A 13,964-nucleotide genomic window follows, 5' to 3' on the forward strand; every position below is an offset into this window, starting at 1 on the left:
TTTATTCTAACGAGAAACAAAAAATCTGTCATCAGTAATAGATAAAATCTATTACCAACAACAGATATTGTAGAACCCGATTTTCTCGGTGCTCGTCTTTTATTGACCTTCATAATTACAACTTGGTATCAATTAAATCTGCTGCCATGTGGAACACATCGGTCAACGACATATTCTTATCGGCAAACTTCTTGTTCAATAGTAATTGTCGGAAGTCTTCGATTGAAATGTTCTCGCGGTCCTTTATTGGGAATCCTTGACCAGAGAACGAACCGGTCGTCAAAGTCACAACCAGGCCGTCTCGACTATCCAGCCGAACACCATATTCCTCGAAGTAATAACCGTCATCATAATTACCAGTTAATTGCTTGTGATTCTTGAAATAATTTGTAATGAATTCGTGGAATTTCTCTTTTGAGTTAACGACGTCTTTCCATTCTGTTTGAGTAGTAGCTGCCATACTAAAGCTTCCTTTCCCTCTATAAACAAACTTAGTACAAATCAATAACACTCGTAAAATGGTTTAGAAATGTAAATGAATGTTCCTATCTCACTTACAATTTTCATTCTAAACACTTCGAGCCCGATTTCAAGGGAAAGTGTCGATGTAAACGTTACCAGTTTTGAATTTGTAACATCCAAAAATTAACCGTTTTCAGAAAATAAATGAAAAAGTCATGATATCGCTGGTCCACCCTACTCCGCCTATAATGAAGATGGATTAGAGAATATATCATCATTTATTGAATGGGGATGACCATTATGTCATTCAATCATGTATTTTATAAGAACCCCTACTTCTGGGGATTTACCTTTATGTTTGTGGTAGCGATCATTGCAACATTATCGACCGGCACCCCAAGCATGTTTAGCTGGCAGTGGTGGCTGGATATGATTCTTGGAATTGCCTGGATCGCCGTGGCCGTCTATATTGGCTGGCATCCACCAAAGAATCCAAATGAGAAACTTTAACAAACAATCTGAGACAATCGCATTTTGATCCCAGAGGTTAACGAAAAGAACCGATTATTCCTAATTTTTTTGAAATAGTTGATTCTTTTCGTTAAATGGCTGGGATCAGCCGTTTGGCGCAGCTTTTACCCAAGTGGCTGCGGCGATCCAAACGAATAATCACTGATTAGAAATTAATAGATGTCCCAGCCTTTTCCTGCAAATAACAATTAGACAGCCGAAAAACTTGTACTGCTTATCAGAATAGCCGATAATGAAATGAGCATTTCATCAAAATCAATCTACTGACATCATAAGGGGCGGATTTTAACAATGAAATTCAAACAGATTCTCTTTGCAACTGCCTTGCTAACTGGACTTTTAGCGATTCCGGCTGCGCAGGCTTCAGCGGCTGACTCAAGCACAGATCCTGATGCAACCTTACCGAGCTATCCCACTGCTAAGCAATGGGCAAATATCAAAAAAGGCTATCCAGATATCTGGAGCAAGATCAATTATTACAAAACTTCCCGGCCGGTTTCAGTCACCATCAAATTTAGTGATATGAATGATACCAAAACCGTCCACCAAAAAGTAGTCCGAATTCCAAAGGGGACAACGGTGATTGGCAGGAAATTCAAGATGAATTGGTCAAAAACTAACGTCAAAAGTTATTTCCAATTTGAATTTGATACATTGAGCTACGCGCTCTTAAAACCGGCACTGAGCAAGAACTTTGCGGCCCCTCGGCAATGGACGACGGTCGGCGCCAAGAAGATGGCTTCAATCAATAAATACTTCGTGAAAGTCCACCGACCAGCTTACATGCCGGCATATTCCAGTGGTGATCTCAACAAATTTCCCGGCGACAAAGTCAAATTCAGTCCTTGGAACGCCTCAACTGACCAAGTGAGAATCACTGCTGACGGCTACGTTGAGTTTACAAAAATTAATTCCGGGCAAGACAGTTACCGCTTGTTTAATTTAATGCCTGTTTCGGCAGCCAAAATTCACAAAGTTCGGGTGAAAAACAATACCCGTTATTTGTACTATTCGCATCACATCAAAGGCGTTGGCGATCGTCAAGTTGCCAAAACCGGCTCAACCAAATACCGCCTGGCAGTCAAAAATCTCCACAAACCATTCACCATGTTTGATGGCGACCAGGGTGATTTTATTATGAGCAAGTATCAACTGGGGAATACCGTTTACTATACCCAGAGTGGTGGATATAGCGCATAAGATTAAGCGCCATCGTCTATAATTGCCACATAATTTCAAAGATTACTTGTTAATACAATAATAGGCGCTTTCTCCAAATTCTTTTTTGAATTTGGAGAAGGCGTCTATTTTGTGATTTATTCCCCTATATGGATGAGGACAGCTCCTCAAAGCAGCAACCTGCATGTAAGCACCTCAAGCAAAAATTCCAAAAACCGGAATTTTCGCTTGAGGAGACTTACACTCCGGTTGCTAACCGCTTTGATACGCTCACTCTTCTTAGGACAGCTCCTCAAAGCAGAAGTCGGAACGTAAGCACCTCGGAGAAAAATTCCAAAACCAGGAATTTCCCTCCGAGGAGACTTACGCTCCGACTTCTAACCGCTTTGATACGCTCACTCCTTTTAGGACAGCTCCTCAAAGCAGAAAGCTACACATAAGCACCTCAGCCAAAAATTCCTGAATCGGGAATTTCTGGCTGAGGAGACTTATGCTCCGCTTTCTAACCGCTTTGATACGCTCACTTGTATTAGGACAACTGCGTAAAGCAGAAACTTCCACCTAAGCACCTTTGGCAAAAATTCCAGAATCGGGGATTTCTGCCAAAAGAGACTTAGGTTCCAGTTTCTAATCGCTTTACTCCGCTCACTTATTTAATTCCCCCAACGCTTCCTCCAGCTTCTGTTTTTCAGCATCATCCAAATCTGGGTAACTCAATGGTAACTTTTTCATCCGCTGATCGATTATGTCTGACACACATAGTCTGGAATACCACTTGTCGTCCGATGGAATCACGTACCACGGATTTTTCTTGTTAGCCGTATGATTAATTGCATCTTCATATGCTTTTTGATAATCATCCCAATAGCGGCGTTCCCGAATATCAGCTGACGAGAATTTCCAGTTATGATCCGGCAAATCAATTCGTCTGCGGAAACGGTCCTTTTGTTCGTTCTTAGACATGTGTAAGAAGAATTTCAGGACCAGGAACCCATTTCGAGTTAAGTAATCTTCAAAGAAATTGAAATCTTTGAACCGGTCTTCATAGAATTGATCGTCAACTTGATCCAGCTTTGTGATGCCACCAATATGCGCATCGACAATTAACTGTGGGTGAACCCGGCTGACCAAGACATCTTCATAATAAGAACGATTAAAAATACCGATCATCCCCCGCTCAGGAACATGGCGATGAATCCGCCAAAGATAATCATGAGAGAGTTCAATACTAGTTGGCTGCTTAAAGCTGGTGACTTCACAGCCCTGTGGATTAACGCCACTCAAAATGTGGCGGATCATACTGTCCTTGCCAGCCCCATCCATGCCTTGAATAATGACCAGAACGCCATAGTGGGTCTGGGCGTATAATTTGCCCTGCAAGTCCTGCAAAAGCTCAATATTTTTTTCGATGCGAGCTTTAATGTCGTCTTTAGACAATTTCTCATCAACGGCATTCGTGCTAGTCTTCTTAATTTTAAACTCCGCTTTTCCCGTATAACGAAACGACTTTTCCCGATCAAAGATTTTTTTGTTATCCATAATGTGACCCCCTCAGTTTGTGATTGATATTTTAACTTATTTTGTCAGATAGGATCTTTCTCGCTTACAAACTAAATCTAACACAAATTAAACGGAATGGGTCAGATACTCACATTTACTTCTCATTTTGAGTATACTGGTTACATAGTATTTGTTACTAACAAAGGAGGAATCAGTTTGGACAAATTTGTTCGCGTCAACCAAGCAAGCGGTGGCAGTTCTGATCAGCTAACCGACGATTCAATCGACACTGCACTATTAAAGGACGATCTATATCAGGCAGTTAACGGCAGGTGGGAAAAAACCGCTCAGATTCCAGCCGACCACTCTTCAACCGGTGGCTTTATGGACTTGAACGACAACATTGATAAACAATTAATGGGTGACCTTGATGGCATTATTGCCACAAAGAAACAGTACGACGGCCCATTCGGCGAATTTTTGAAGCTATATGAATTAGCTCGTAACTTTAAAAAGCGGGATGCCGATGGTGCTAACCCGGTTAAGCCTTATTTGGAAAAAATTGAAAACCTTTCTAATTTTGAGGATCTCAATAATAAACTCGTTAACTTAATCAAAGCCGGATTCCCCTTACCAATCGGTTTCGGTGTCGAACCCGATATGAAGAATACCCAGGTGAATGCCTTATTTGCTGGCGCCCCAGGGTTATTTTTGCCAGATCGAACCTACTATAAAAATAGTAATCCAGCCTACAAGCAATTAATGCCAGTCTTCACCAAAATGGTTAGCCAATTATTGGTGCTAGCCGACTACAGCAGCAGTGAAGCCGATGAGATTATCGAATCGGCCAAGAAGTTTGATGCCGCCATCGCGCCTCACGTAAAATCTGCGGAGGAATCTGCCGATTACAGTAAGATGTACAACCCGATGGCTTTTGACAAATTTGCCCAATCGAGCTCGCATTTTGACTTTACGAAGCTCGCTGACGGCTTGTTTGATGAAACACCAAAACAAGTGATCGTAACCGAGCCGAAATACTACCAGGCTTTGGATACAATTACCAACGATGACACCTTCAACGATATGAAAAATTGGATGCTGGTTAATATGATCACCTCAGCAGCCGGTTATTTGTCAGAGGAATTCCGCCAGACTGGTTCCACCTTTAGCCGCGCATTGTCTGGTAAAAAAGAAGCCACCCCACAGAAGAAATCTGCGTTCTATTTGGCATCCGGTACTTTTGGCCAAACGATCGGTGATTACTACGCCAAGAAATACTTCGGCCCCAAAGCCAAAGCAGACGTTGAACATATGGTTAAAAATATGATTAGTGTCTATGAAGATCGCTTGCAAGCGAACACTTGGTTAGGAAAGGCAACGCGGGAAAAAGCGGTTTTAAAGCTCCAAAAGCTGGAACTCCAAGTAGGGTATCCCGATCACATTGATCAGTTGGAATACAAATTTAAAGTTACCCCTGAAAACGAAGGTGGCACTTTATTTGATGACATGACTAAGATCGGTGAAGTCGCCCTGGCCGACAACTTTGCCAAATTAGGCAAGCCAGTCGATCGAACCAAGTGGGAAATGAGCGCTGCTACGGTCAACGCCTATTATGAACCATTCAAGAACATTATTGTTTTCCCAGCTGCTATTTTGCAGGCACCATTCTACAGTTTGAAGCAAACGGCCAGCCAAAATTACGGTGGCATTGGCGCGGTCATTGCCCACGAAATTTCCCATGCCTTTGATAACAATGGGTCGTTGTTTGATGAATTTGGTAATTTGAATAATTGGTGGACCAAGGAAGATCACGAATACTTCTCCAAGTTGGCTGACAAGATGGTCAAAGAATTTGACGGGATTGAATTCGCTGGTGGTAAGGTCAATGGTAAGCTGACGGTATCGGAAAATATCGCTGACGCCGGTGGCTTGAGCTGTGCCAACGAGGCCGCCAAGAACGAAAAAGATTACAACTTGTATGACTTCTTCATCAACTGGGCAAAGATCTGGCGAATGAAGGCAACCAGCCAGTATAAGCAATTGCTGCTAAATATCGATGTCCATGCCCCAGCAGAATTGCGGGCTAATGTCCAGGTTAAGAATTTGGATGACTTCTATTCAACCTTTGAAGTTAAACCCGGTGATGGCATGTATTTGAAACCGGAGGATAGGGTAAAAATCTGGTAGTGAGCGGATCCAAGCGCTTAGAGATCGGAGTGTAAGTCGCCTCAAACAGAAATTCCGGTTTTGGGAATTTTTGTTTGAGGTGCTTACATGCAGATCTCTGCTCGGAGGAGCTGTCCTAAAATGAGTGAGCGGAGTAAAGCGGTTAGAAACTGGAGCCTAAGTCTCCTTCTGCGGAAATCCCCGGTTTTGGGATTTTTGCAGAAGGTGCTTAGGTGGAAGTTTCTGCTTTACGCAGCTGTCCTACTCCATGTAGCCCCAGAAACGCCACTACTTCCGATTACAAATCAACAAAATAACGATCAATCCTCCATCTAAAAAAGGATCGATCGTTATTTTGTCTCATCCAAGAAACTAATCTTTCATAGCCCAAACATAACCGCCGACTACCAAGACGATCCCGACAGCTATCAACAATCCCGCCAAATAATGAGCTTGATAAAACATGCTGTAACAAATGATTCCAGCTCCTGCAACCATTGCTGAGGCAATCCCAGAAGCTAATAACGTCTTTGGAAATGAATTAGGTCACCAAATACCATTGACGCCCATGTTAATTGTAAACATAATCAACCAGGAAATAAGAAATGTCCACGACACTTTGTCACCTCCTGAGCCACAAAGTATCCGGGGATTAAAAATTCTGCCCAAGAATACTACCTTTGCGCTTGGCGTCAAGATACGTGTCCCTCATCAGTTAAAGAAGCCCCACAAAGTTGGTTCAGGTCAACTCTGTGGAGCTTCTTGTTGTTACTAGTATTTAAGAATCAAGAACAATCATTAATCGGTAAGTATGATAACCTTTAGACCAATTGTAATATAGCTGCTGCTAACTCTCTACTTCTTCACATAATAATCAATCAAACTAATCAACGCTTCCAAAAACATCCCGATCACCATCAAATACATGACAATCATATTCATGCCCATGTACAGCAAAATACCCATGATAAAATATAGGCAGACAAAGAACCAACGTAACCAAATGTTGCGGACCATGTGGGAACACTCCCTTCTTTATGTATTTTTTAGTTGTGCAATTTCCACAGAAGCCCCGAAGAATTGATCGCTTCAAGGAAGATACCCCCGCAAGCAGAATCTTCTACCGATGACCGCTGTTGGCATTTATAGGCAACATTGTGTGCAAAGCACATAAGCGCCCTTAGTCGAAACTTTTGGTCAACATTACTGAGAATAGTGCTCAGCAAAGCAATAACCTGCACATAAGCACCGCCAACAAAACTCCCAAAACAAGGGATTTTTGTTGGCGGAGACTTATGTTCCAACTTTTAACCGCTTTGCTTCGCACACTTTATACTTTAGAACCATTCCAACTTAAAAACAAATCAATTGTTATTTTTCATCATCAAATGTAAACTGGAAAGCGTTCATATATATTTCATGTAAACAGCGCATTAATGATATATAATATACATAAAGAGTACCAAACCAGTGAGGTGATAGCATGAAACTAACAGAATATCTTCATGACCAACTGCAGTTTTTAAATGATCAAATGAGTTCCGCCAAAAAAGATAAAGACGAAACCATGCAGTACTTGGTTGACTCTAAAATCACGGAAGTTAAATTAATTCTTGAAGCCTTACAAAAGGGCATCATCGACGAAATGAGTTAAAAAGTGGCCGCTTGGCCATTTTTTATGTTTTAATAGGTATTAGGCTTTATGAGTTAGTTCAATCAAAATAAAAGGAAGTAAAGTAATTGATTACATTAAAATCACCACGTGAAATCGAAAAAATGGCCGAATCAGGCGCAGTTCTTGCCGGGGTTCATAAGGAACTTCGGAAGATAATCAAGCCTGGTTTGGATACCTGGGACATTGAGTTGTTTGCCCGTCGCTACATCAAGGAACACAATGCTTATCCCTCAGAAATGGGCTTTGATGGCTATAAGTTTGCCACTTGTATCTCAATTAATGAAGAAGTTGCCCACGGAATTCCACGTAAAGGCTTAAAGCTCAAGAACGGTGATGTTCTCAAAGTTGATATGTGTGTCAACAAGGACGGCTTTGAAAGTGATTCCTGCTGGACCTACGCAGTTGGTGACGTTTCAGATGAAATCAAGAAGTTAATGGAAGTGACTCGCAAGGGCCTCTATCTGGGAATTGACCAAGCTGTCATCGGCAACCGTCTGGGTGACATTGGTGCCGCAGTTCAGACCTACGTTGAAGATGAAAACCACATGGGTGACGTCCGTGAATTAATTGGCCATGGGATTCAACCATCAATCCACGAAGCACCAAACGTTCCGGCTTATGGTGTCCCAGGCCAAGGCCTTCGTCTTAAAGAAGGCATGACCATCACCATTGAACCAATGGTCAATACAGGTACTTGGGAAATCAAGGACCGTTATGACAAGAAAGATGACTGGACTTATTACGTATCAGCAGACGGCACCCCATCTGCCCAGTACGAACACACCTTGGCAATCACCAAGGATGGTCCGAAGATCTTGACCTCACAAGATCCAGATATCGATAAAAAATACTTGCTAAACTAGCCTGACAATCACGATCGACTGGTTGCAACCAATTAATAAAACCCAACGCATTCCAAGCCGGAATAGTTGGGTTTTTCATTAAACATTAAAATGATAAATGGCTGAAATTGGGGAGCAATCAATTGTCTACTGCCACCAACATTAATCCAGTCATTTCACTTATCCTGTGGATAATCATCACCAGCATCCCCCTTTTTGTAAACCTATCATTAATACTTTATAACCAACTTGTTTTATAATTGTGAGAGGAAGGACTGATTATATGAACAATAAAGATTTTAAGTTTCCAGACACCGCCGCATATAATTTTGTTATTGACGCTTTAAAATCACGGGGCGTCACCCCTGAAGATATTTCGAAAATGGCCTACAAGCTCCAGAAAACGTACATCCCTGACATCTCCATGGAAGAAGTCAGAAAAGACACCACGGATGTGCTTCATAAGCGGGAAGTGCTGAACAACGCAATGGTCGGCCTTGAACTCGATCGTTTGGCAACTCAGGGTCTTCTTAAAGAGCCCTTGGAAAGTATTGTCATGAATGACTCGGGCGTCTTTGGTGTCGACGAAGGAATTGCCCTCAACATCGCCAATATCTACGGCACCATTGGGATTACCAACTATGGCTACGTTGATCGTGATAAGAGCGGCGTCGTCAAAAAGCTGGACGAAGAAAAAGACGGCACCTCCAATACCTTTATCGACGATATTGTCGGTGCCATCGCCAGCGCAGTTTCGGCAAAGATTGCTCACCGGAATAACTAACGCCAGCCAAAATGTTCTAAATCCACGTCACGTTTTTTAATTCCCGAAACATAGGGATTGCCTTTAACAAAATATCTCAGCGGCTTGGTCGCCCAATCGCCCTGATTAGCAACCCCAATTCGATTTGATGCTTCAATCGCTGCGGGGATTTTTTGAGTTTGTTTATCGATATTCAACTGACAATCACCAAAGATTTCAAAGTTCATTTGCTTGTCGGCAATCCCAAACGCCTCCATCAATTTGCCAGGGCCATTGGTCAAATTGACCCCGGATTTGTCCCGATTGGTCAGCATAATATCTTCACCAATTGTCGGTTGGATTGCTCGAATCAAAATCCCTTGGGGCACGTTCTGTTCTTGGGCGGCAACATCCAGCAGGTAACGGCCATGGATCGAATAAATATAAACCGTGCCCGGTGGCCCGTAAAGCGGTTCGTTGGATGCCGTTCGCCGGCCTTTAAATGCATGCGCCGCGGAATCCTGCTGTCCCATATAGGCCTCAGCTTCAACAATCCAGCCGCCAACCTTGCCCTTGGGGGAATCATATGTCAGCAGCATCCCCAAAATGGCTTTGGTCAGTTGATCAGTCGGGGCACTGGCGTAAAATGGATCCGATTTACTCAAATTCAAACATCCCTTTAATAAAAAATAACTACAAGGAGATTCTATCATGGAACTTAAACTAGAACGAATTTATGATAAGCCTCAAGACATGTCTGGTTACCGCATCTTGGTTGATCGCTTATGGCCACGAGGAATTTCAAAGGTCAACGCGAAATTAAATGAGTGGGAAAAGGAAATTGCCCCTTCAAAAGAGCTGCGGTCCTGGTTTTCCCATGATCCGGAAAAGTTCCCGGCCTTCAAAGATAAATACGTGGCCGAACTTGATCAAAATCCTCAAACAACTGACTTTATCAAGCTCATCAACGACAAGCTCAAGGCCGGCAACGTCATCTTGCTATATGGAGCCAAGGATCGTGAAAACAATCAGGCAGTCGTTTTGAAACAATATCTTGAAAGTCACTTAGGCCAAGCCTGACGAATATTTTCCAGGGTCAGTTTTTTGGTGGACGTAAAATTAATATCGGCTTCATGTAGAACTTTCGGATCACCCACGCCAATCGATACCACGTGAGCGGCATTAATTGATTCAACGCCGACGACCCCATCATCAATCCCGATACATTCTTCCGGTTTCAAATGGATCATTTCAGCTGCCTTTAAAAAGACATCCGGCGCTGGCTTGTTATGCTTGAGCTTGGTGATATCGACAATGAGCGGAAAATAGTCCTCTAGGTCAAGTTTTTTGATTTCTTTCGGGGCATTGGCAGACGCGGAATCAATAATCATTTGGTAGTGGTTTTGTTTAAGCTCAGCCAAAAAATTGTGAATTCCCGGTAAAATATCATCTGGATTCATTTTATCCAGCATGTTTTGATAGATTGCGTTCTTTTTATCTGCCAATTGTTCTTTTTCTGCATCAGAAAATTGGTTGAGCTGGCCGCCAACCTTTAAGATCTCATTTAGTGAATCAATTCGATCCCGACCCTTAATTGCTTCTTCAAGCTCGGCACTCCAAGTGATCCCAAGAGATTCTGCAACCTCTCGCCAAGATTGACTATGGTAGCGCCACGAATCAGTCACGATGCCATTTAGGTCGAACAAAACGCCTTTGATGTTGTTAAATTCGCTCATCGGATTCATCTCCTGTCTAAACTGGTAAAGTAAAGCCACAATTTAATAATAAGCCCGATTGTGGGGGAACACCACTTTTTGGTTCGCAGTTGAGCAGGCAAAAGACACCTGAAAAGTCTCAGTACTTATGACATAAGGCAGAAAGACCAGCAATGAACAAAATCGTCCATCAGTGGTCCTTCTGCCTTATTTTTTAAGCGTCCTTCAGATCTGATCAGGCACTTACTTTTTGCCTTCAAATATCCAAGTCACCCCATATTTATCAACAACTTGTCCGTACTTATCGCCGGAAGATTTCTTTTCAAAGGTGACAATGACCTTGACTTCCTCTGATGCCACAACTTGTTTATATAAATTCTCCAAGTCATTGGCAGCGTCCGAATCGTGTAAATCGACTTGCAACATTAATGATATAAGTGATGATATCACCGGCTTACCCATAAAGCTGTCGGCGCAATCAACTTCTTGCCCCAATATCTTAAAGCTTGCCCGCAATGTTAAATCATCCAGGTTAACGTCTTCATTTAATGACATCTCTTCAGCTTGTTTTTCAGTCGGTGCCTGACGGGTTACGTCGGTGACACCAAATACCCGTTGATAATAGTCGAGGGCACTTTTTGTATTTTCAAAGGTTAGATATGGAATTAATTTGGTATTATTCATTAAGTCAGCAACCCTTACTTTAAGATATTATACAAAATTTAGAATACCGTTAATTACGATAGTTGTCAATGTTAACAAGAGGCTTGAACGTTGCTACCAAGGTTTGGAATGCATTATTTAAGTAACATATTACCCAAAAGTGATACACTATTCACTAAATACAGTGGGAGGAATAAATTCAATGAAACTTGCGATCACAATTTTTATTTTAAACGCTTTATACATTTCGATTAATACATTTAGAACGATGTTGGTTGTAAAGGGCCACCAATACTTGGCGCCAATTGTAGCGGTGGTTGAGGAATTCGTCTACGTAATGGCCTTGGCAATCGCCCTGCAGCACATTGACAGTCCCTTAAACATTGCGGCTTATGCGATTGGATTTGGAGTTGGGATTTATATTGGGATCATCATTGAAGATAAGATTGCTTTGGGCTACGTTAACTTCGAAGTAACTGTCCAAATTGATCCCACTAATCCAATTCATGCGCACAACGAAGAATTGGCCGAACACCTCCGAGACCTTGGTTATGGCGTCACGGTCAGCCGAGCTCAGGGTCGTGCCGGCGCCCGTTTGGTTCTAAGCATCTTGGCCCCTCGGAAAGCTGACCGCCGCTTGATGGAACAAATTCAAGAACTTTCACCGGATGCGTTCATCATGGTTCAAGAACCGGTTCAACTTTCAGGTGGTTTCTGGAGCAAAGAAGTTGACCGCCGATATCATCACGTGAATAAAAATCATTGATCATCGTCGTCAAACAAACCGAGTTGCTTCAAATTGTATTCAATGTCTTGAACCGATTTTTCAGTATCAGGACTTGGCTTGAGATCGGTCTCATGCGTCTTGGATGGAGCGGGCTTGGCAGCCGGTTGAGAAACTGGTCGTCGCTGACTGGCAGTTTGAGGCGTTTTTGCTTTCATTTTATCCATGGTTTCATTTAGCAACCGATCAACGAATACGTTGCCTTCGTTGTCCGCATGACCCTTCGTCCAATATAATGACAAATGGGGAAAGTTCCGCAGCTCCTGGGCCAATGAGCGCCACAATTCCTTATTTTCAAGTTTTTGTCCCCCACTACGCGTCCAACCACGTCGCTGCCAGCCCTTGAGCCAATTTTTATTGATGGCATTTAGGACGTATTTGGAATCTAGAACCGCATGGATGTGGCTGTCTTGAAGATCATGAGCATTGAGGTAGGCAAGAGCTTCATAGAGGGCCATGATTTCCATCCGATTATTTGTCGCCCCAAATTCACCCCCAGAGTCTGAAAACCGATTGGTTGGCGTTACAATCAGATATGCCCAAGCTGCCTTATCGTTAGTTTTGACGTGGCCGCCTTTCACGTTGCCGTGATTTCTGGACCCACCATCTGTATACAGAATAATATCGTCTGCGTCAGCGGTCGGAAATTTGACATCCGGTTTGCCAGATTGATGAGAAGTTGACGATAATTGACCGTTGAGAAATTGCTCGGCCTCAGATTTTACTTTGAAGCTCTTATATTTGGCGCCTGGATAGCCTTTGACCTGTTTTTCGGCAGCATCCCAGGTTGTAAAGGCCCCGGTCTGCCGGCCTTTTCTTACTGCGTAATATTTCATTTAAATTGGTTCTCCTACTTGAATTTAGTCTCCACAATCATAAATTTTAACATGTCTGCTGCAGTTAACATAGTCGACTGATGCCGCCACACTGTATAAAAATGCTGATTAATTTGTTAATTATTAATTATAATGTTTCTATCTACTTTCCAATTAGATAAATCTATGCGAAAATAGATTATAAAAGGGGGCAAAATTACATGACCCAAACTAAAGCCACATTGATCTCGGTAACAGAGGCAACCGCCCTCTTAAAGGACCGCTCAGATCAAATAAATGAACGTTTCCCACAACTGAAAAATAAAGGTAAGTACATTTTACCTGATTATCGGTTGACTCGTAAACGTGAAGCGTTCAAAATTCGCAAACATACATTTTTGCAGCGGCATGCCCGCTCGTATGTTGCGTTCGATTCGGAGAACGGTCAAACGCTCTGGATGCATAATTTCCCCAGCTTAACAGAATCACTCTTTTGGTTGGACACAGGACTTAAGCCAACTGATACGGATACGAACACCTCGTATAAGCAGTGGAAAAGTCAGCACGAAGATGATATCAATGCGCTCAAAGACATTCTGAGGGAACGTTCCAGAAAGCGAAAGGAAGCAGCGGCCGCTAAAAAGGCAGCCGCTAAAAAACCAGCGGTGCCCAAGAAGTCACCAGCTTTGATGAAAAAATCGAAAAAATTATAGTCTGGACTTCAAGCCGGTTAGCTTCTGATCTTTAAAACGAGATGGAAACAGTAGGCGTTTTGATCCCAAAACTTAACAAAAAAGACCAATTATTCCTGATTTTTGAAGTGAACCCCAATAGTTGGAGATAATATTTAATAATTTTTAGGCACATAACTGGTCGTTGTGAATCCGGTA

Annotated in this window: 16 protein-coding genes; 9 read left to right on the top strand and 7 right to left on the bottom strand. The window is 42.5% G+C overall.

Going from position 1 to position 13,964, the window contains the following annotated elements; genetic code table 11:
- Window positions 1-115 precede the first annotated feature (115 nt).
- Window positions 116-460, bottom strand: a complete 345-nt coding sequence (locus QUF07_RS10960; protein WP_217163406.1) for a hypothetical protein — start codon at window positions 458-460, stop codon at window positions 116-118.
- 302 nt (window positions 461-762) lie between these two features.
- Between QUF07_RS10960 and QUF07_RS10965 the strand changes: the two genes are divergently transcribed.
- A complete protein-coding gene (locus QUF07_RS10965; protein ID WP_217163404.1) occupies window positions 763-972 on the top strand; it encodes a hypothetical protein in 210 nt (69 codons plus the stop codon).
- Between the two features lie 312 nt (window positions 973-1,284).
- A complete protein-coding gene (locus QUF07_RS10970; RefSeq protein WP_289427433.1) occupies window positions 1,285-2,193 on the top strand; it encodes a hypothetical protein in 909 nt (302 codons plus the stop codon).
- A 624-nt stretch (window positions 2,194-2,817) separates the two neighbouring features.
- On the opposite strand, the gene QUF07_RS10975 is transcribed toward QUF07_RS10970, so the two are convergent.
- Window positions 2,818-3,711 (bottom strand): polyphosphate kinase 2 family protein, encoded by an 894-nt coding sequence (locus QUF07_RS10975; RefSeq protein ID WP_217342308.1) that lies wholly within the window; start codon window positions 3,709-3,711, stop codon window positions 2,818-2,820.
- Window positions 3,712-3,888: 177 nt separating this feature from the next.
- Between QUF07_RS10975 and QUF07_RS10980 the strand changes: the two genes are divergently transcribed.
- Complete coding sequence (locus tag QUF07_RS10980) at window positions 3,889-5,859, top strand: M13 family metallopeptidase (protein WP_289427436.1); 1,971 nt, start codon at window positions 3,889-3,891, stop codon at window positions 5,857-5,859.
- An 834-nt stretch (window positions 5,860-6,693) separates the two neighbouring features.
- Here the strand turns inward: QUF07_RS10980 and QUF07_RS10985 are convergent.
- Entirely contained in the window at window positions 6,694-6,855 is a 162-nt protein-coding gene (locus tag QUF07_RS10985) for a hypothetical protein (RefSeq protein ID WP_217163397.1), read from the bottom strand.
- A 466-nt stretch (window positions 6,856-7,321) separates the two neighbouring features.
- Between QUF07_RS10985 and QUF07_RS10990 the strand changes: the two genes are divergently transcribed.
- The 3 genes from QUF07_RS10990 to QUF07_RS11000 all read left to right on the top strand — a co-directional run bounded on the left by QUF07_RS10990 (window position 7,322) and on the right by QUF07_RS11000 (window position 9,139).
- Window positions 7,322-7,492 (top strand): hypothetical protein, encoded by a 171-nt coding sequence (locus QUF07_RS10990; RefSeq protein WP_217163394.1) that lies wholly within the window; start codon window positions 7,322-7,324, stop codon window positions 7,490-7,492.
- Between the two features lie 86 nt (window positions 7,493-7,578).
- Window positions 7,579-8,376 carry a type I methionyl aminopeptidase gene (gene map, locus QUF07_RS10995; RefSeq protein ID WP_217163392.1) on the top strand — a complete coding sequence of 266 codons (798 nt, stop codon included), beginning with the start codon at window positions 7,579-7,581 and terminating at the stop codon, window positions 8,374-8,376.
- 262 nt (window positions 8,377-8,638) lie between these two features.
- A complete protein-coding gene (locus QUF07_RS11000) occupies window positions 8,639-9,139 on the top strand; it encodes a phosphatidylglycerophosphatase A family protein (protein ID WP_054747928.1) in 501 nt (166 codons plus the stop codon).
- On the opposite strand, the gene QUF07_RS11005 is transcribed toward QUF07_RS11000, so the two are convergent.
- Window positions 9,136-9,762 (bottom strand): DNA-3-methyladenine glycosylase, encoded by a 627-nt coding sequence (locus QUF07_RS11005; RefSeq protein ID WP_249778444.1) that lies wholly within the window; start codon window positions 9,760-9,762, stop codon window positions 9,136-9,138. The genes QUF07_RS11000 and QUF07_RS11005 overlap by 4 nt on opposite strands.
- Window positions 9,763-9,808: 46 nt before the next feature.
- Here QUF07_RS11005 and QUF07_RS11010 point away from each other — a divergent pair, with 46 nt between their 5' ends.
- Window positions 9,809-10,177, top strand: a complete 369-nt coding sequence (locus tag QUF07_RS11010) for a DUF488 domain-containing protein (RefSeq protein WP_217163389.1) — start codon at window positions 9,809-9,811, stop codon at window positions 10,175-10,177.
- Here the strand turns inward: QUF07_RS11010 and pgmB are convergent.
- Together pgmB and QUF07_RS11020 are read right to left on the bottom strand one after the other, a co-directional pair.
- Window positions 10,159-10,833 carry a beta-phosphoglucomutase gene (gene pgmB, locus QUF07_RS11015; RefSeq protein ID WP_289427438.1) on the bottom strand — a complete coding sequence of 225 codons (675 nt, stop codon included), beginning with the start codon at window positions 10,831-10,833 and terminating at the stop codon, window positions 10,159-10,161. The two genes, QUF07_RS11010 and pgmB, sit on opposite strands and share 19 nt — an antisense overlap.
- 222 nt (window positions 10,834-11,055) lie before the next feature.
- Entirely contained in the window at window positions 11,056-11,496 is a 441-nt protein-coding gene (locus QUF07_RS11020) for a VOC family protein (protein ID WP_217165427.1), read from the bottom strand.
- Window positions 11,497-11,677: 181 nt separating this feature from the next.
- Between QUF07_RS11020 and QUF07_RS11025 the strand changes: the two genes are divergently transcribed.
- The gene (locus tag QUF07_RS11025) at window positions 11,678-12,241 is read left to right on the top strand and encodes a DUF2179 domain-containing protein (RefSeq protein ID WP_217165425.1); all 564 of its coding nucleotides are present in this window, start codon (window positions 11,678-11,680) and stop codon (window positions 12,239-12,241) included.
- On the opposite strand, the gene QUF07_RS11030 is transcribed toward QUF07_RS11025, so the two are convergent.
- Window positions 12,235-13,095, bottom strand: coding sequence for a ribonuclease H family protein (locus tag QUF07_RS11030; protein WP_289427440.1), 861 nt, complete (start codon window positions 13,093-13,095; stop codon window positions 12,235-12,237). The two genes, QUF07_RS11025 and QUF07_RS11030, sit on opposite strands and share 7 nt — an antisense overlap.
- A gap of 200 nt (window positions 13,096-13,295) precedes the next feature.
- Between QUF07_RS11030 and QUF07_RS11035 the strand changes: the two genes are divergently transcribed.
- The gene (locus QUF07_RS11035) at window positions 13,296-13,787 is read left to right on the top strand and encodes a hypothetical protein (RefSeq protein WP_217165421.1); all 492 of its coding nucleotides are present in this window, start codon (window positions 13,296-13,298) and stop codon (window positions 13,785-13,787) included.
- The last annotated feature ends 177 nt before the right edge of the window (window positions 13,788-13,964 follow it).

The organism is Lentilactobacillus sp. TOM.63 (assembly GCF_030361045.1).
Classification (GTDB): Bacteria; Bacillota; Bacilli; order Lactobacillales; family Lactobacillaceae; genus Lentilactobacillus; species Lentilactobacillus dabitei.

Coding starts and splice junctions, on each gene's coding strand:
- QUF07_RS10960 (WP_217163406.1), bottom strand. CDS start 460: ATGGCAGCTACTACTCAAACAGAATGGAAAGACGTCGTTAACTCAAAA.
- QUF07_RS10965 (WP_217163404.1), top strand. CDS start 763: ATGTCATTCAATCATGTATTTTATAAGAACCCCTACTTCTGGGGATTT.
- QUF07_RS10970 (WP_289427433.1), top strand. CDS start 1,285: ATGAAATTCAAACAGATTCTCTTTGCAACTGCCTTGCTAACTGGACTT.
- QUF07_RS10975 (WP_217342308.1), bottom strand. CDS start 3,711: ATGGATAACAAAAAAATCTTTGATCGGGAAAAGTCGTTTCGTTATACG.
- QUF07_RS10985 (WP_217163397.1), bottom strand. CDS start 6,855: ATGGTCCGCAACATTTGGTTACGTTGGTTCTTTGTCTGCCTATATTTT.
- QUF07_RS10990 (WP_217163394.1), top strand. CDS start 7,322: ATGAAACTAACAGAATATCTTCATGACCAACTGCAGTTTTTAAATGAT.
- QUF07_RS11000 (WP_054747928.1), top strand. CDS start 8,639: ATGAACAATAAAGATTTTAAGTTTCCAGACACCGCCGCATATAATTTT.
- QUF07_RS11010 (WP_217163389.1), top strand. CDS start 9,809: ATGGAACTTAAACTAGAACGAATTTATGATAAGCCTCAAGACATGTCT.
- pgmB (WP_289427438.1), bottom strand. CDS start 10,833: ATGAGCGAATTTAACAACATCAAAGGCGTTTTGTTCGACCTAAATGGC.
- QUF07_RS11020 (WP_217165427.1), bottom strand. CDS start 11,496: ATGAATAATACCAAATTAATTCCATATCTAACCTTTGAAAATACAAAA.
- QUF07_RS11025 (WP_217165425.1), top strand. CDS start 11,678: ATGAAACTTGCGATCACAATTTTTATTTTAAACGCTTTATACATTTCG.
- QUF07_RS11030 (WP_289427440.1), bottom strand. CDS start 13,095: ATGAAATATTACGCAGTAAGAAAAGGCCGGCAGACCGGGGCCTTTACA.
- QUF07_RS11035 (WP_217165421.1), top strand. CDS start 13,296: ATGACCCAAACTAAAGCCACATTGATCTCGGTAACAGAGGCAACCGCC.